The following is a 1,726-nucleotide window of genomic DNA, read 5'->3' as shown; positions in this document are numbered from 1 at the left end:
GATAATGCTTCTAAGTTAAAAACTTTTGCTATCTACAGACTGAAGGCAACAAAATCAATGGTTTAAAGCTCATGGAAAAAACACAGATGTTAGAACAAACGAGAAAACTAGCACAAATTACTCCAGGGAAAGCGATCGTTTTCGGAATCGGTGCGCTGCTGTTGGCCCCCACCGTGATTTCTTTACTGAAACCGGTCGCCAAAGCAACGATTAAAACTGGCGTTGTTCTCTACGAAAAAACTAAGAGTTCCTTGGCCGAAACAGCAGAAGTGCTGGGGGATATCGTCGCCGAGGCCAAAGCAGAAGTCATAGCCGAACGCGATCATCAAGTGGTTCTACCCAGTGGGGTTAATTCGGAACCCTCATTACGCGATAGTTAATTTCTGGTGAGTAACCAAAGTCACTCAACCCTGTTAGCCCTCAGCCGGCAGAACCTCAAAGTTATATAATCTTTAAGAGATATTAAGCTTTGTGTCAGTTTGCCCAGTAGGATTGAATGAATATACTTTTGGTGACATCATCTTTAGGGTTACTCCTAGCGATCGCTATCGTCGTCTATTTTGTTTCCTCTCGCAAGTACCAATCATCGGACTCGGTGGCCAATTCCTACGACCAATGGACCGAGGACGGGATTTTAGAATATTATTGGGGGGAACACATCCATTTAGGTCACTACGGTTCCCCACCAGAAAAAAAAGACTTTCTACAGGCAAAAGCTGACTTTGTGGCGGAAATGGTCTCTTGGGGAGGTTTGGATAAACTACCCACCGGTGCAACTCTCCTCGATGTCGGTTGTGGTATTGGTGGCAGCAGTCGCATTCTGGCCCGCGACTACGGATTTGCCGTTACCGGTGTCACTATTAGTCCCAAACAAGTGGCACGGGCCAAAGAACTAACACCCCCAGATGTAAATGCTCGCTTTTTGGTCGATGATGCCATGGCCCTTTCTTTTCCCGACGAGAGTTTTGATGTGGTCTGGTCAATTGAAGCCGGTCCCCATATGCCGGACAAAGCCGTTTTTGCTCAGGAATTACTGCGAGTTCTTAAGCCGGGGGGAGTCTTGGTGGTAGCGGACTGGAATCAGCGAGATGACCGTCAAAAACCGCTTAATTTCTGGGAACGTCCCGTCATGCGCCAACTTTTGGATCAGTGGTCCCACCCCGCTTTTGCCAGTATCGAAGGTTTTGCCGAACAGTTGGCGGCCACGGGATTGGTAGATGGGGAAGTGGTGACTGCTGACTGGACAACAGCCACTCTACCCTCTTGGATTGATACCATTTGGCAGGGGGTGATTCGTCCCCAAGGCTGGTGGCAATTTGGTCTAACTGGGTTGCTTAAATCCGTCCGAGAAGTGCCGACAATTCTGCTGATGCGTTTGGCCTTTGGCACGGGTTTATGTCGTTTTGGGATGTTCCGCGCTGTTCGCGCTCAATCCCATCTGCAAGCAAGTCAGCAAGAGTCTCTTACCTCAGTTATGTAGGGTTTGCTGAATAAATCTAAAAATCTTGTTGGGTAAGACTTTTGGACTTTTTTTTCCTCAAAAAGTCCCAACCATTGGAGTGATCGGGGGGAAAATTCCTGGACTTTTTCCCAGAAAATTAGGTACTTGACCACCTGAAAATCGATAAAACCCCACACCCCACACCCCACACCCCACACCCCACACCCTGCCACCACCGAAAAGCTTTTTGCCGCAAACCCTAAATAAAACCCAATAGCGCACCGT

The 1,726-nt window shown here is 48.0% G+C and carries 3 protein-coding genes; 2 read left to right on the top strand and 1 reads right to left on the bottom strand.

Annotated elements, in window-relative coordinates:
• The first annotated feature begins 86 nt into the window (after positions 1-86).
• Together PX636_RS18180 and PX636_RS18175 are read left to right on the top strand one after the other, a co-directional pair.
• Positions 87-380 carry a DUF5132 domain-containing protein gene (locus tag PX636_RS18180; protein WP_002752967.1) on the top strand — a complete coding sequence of 98 codons (294 nt, stop codon included), beginning with the start codon at positions 87-89 and terminating at the stop codon, positions 378-380.
• Between the two features lie 116 nt (positions 381-496).
• Positions 497-1,480 (top strand): methyltransferase domain-containing protein, encoded by a 984-nt coding sequence (locus PX636_RS18175; RefSeq protein WP_288118175.1) that lies wholly within the window; start codon positions 497-499, stop codon positions 1,478-1,480.
• Positions 1,481-1,537: 57 nt separating this feature from the next.
• Here PX636_RS18175 and PX636_RS18170 read toward each other — a convergent pair whose 3' ends face one another.
• On the bottom strand, positions 1,538-1,723 hold the full coding sequence (locus PX636_RS18170; RefSeq protein ID WP_288118177.1) for a hypothetical protein: 186 nt from the start codon (positions 1,721-1,723) through the stop codon (positions 1,538-1,540).
• Between the last annotated feature and the right edge of the window lie 3 nt (positions 1,724-1,726).

The sequence above is a fragment of the Microcystis sp. M53598_WE2 genome (assembly GCF_030067735.1).
GTDB lineage: Bacteria > Cyanobacteriota > Cyanobacteriia > Cyanobacteriales > Microcystaceae > Microcystis > Microcystis aeruginosa.
This window is presented reverse-complemented; position numbering and strand designations above follow the sequence as displayed.

Bases quoted from the DNA above. Each gene is read 5' to 3' on its own strand.
- PX636_RS18180 (WP_002752967.1), top strand. From the start codon at position 87: ATGTTAGAACAAACGAGAAAACTAGCACAAATTACTCCAGGGAAAGCG.
- PX636_RS18175 (WP_288118175.1), top strand. From the start codon at position 497: ATGAATATACTTTTGGTGACATCATCTTTAGGGTTACTCCTAGCGATC.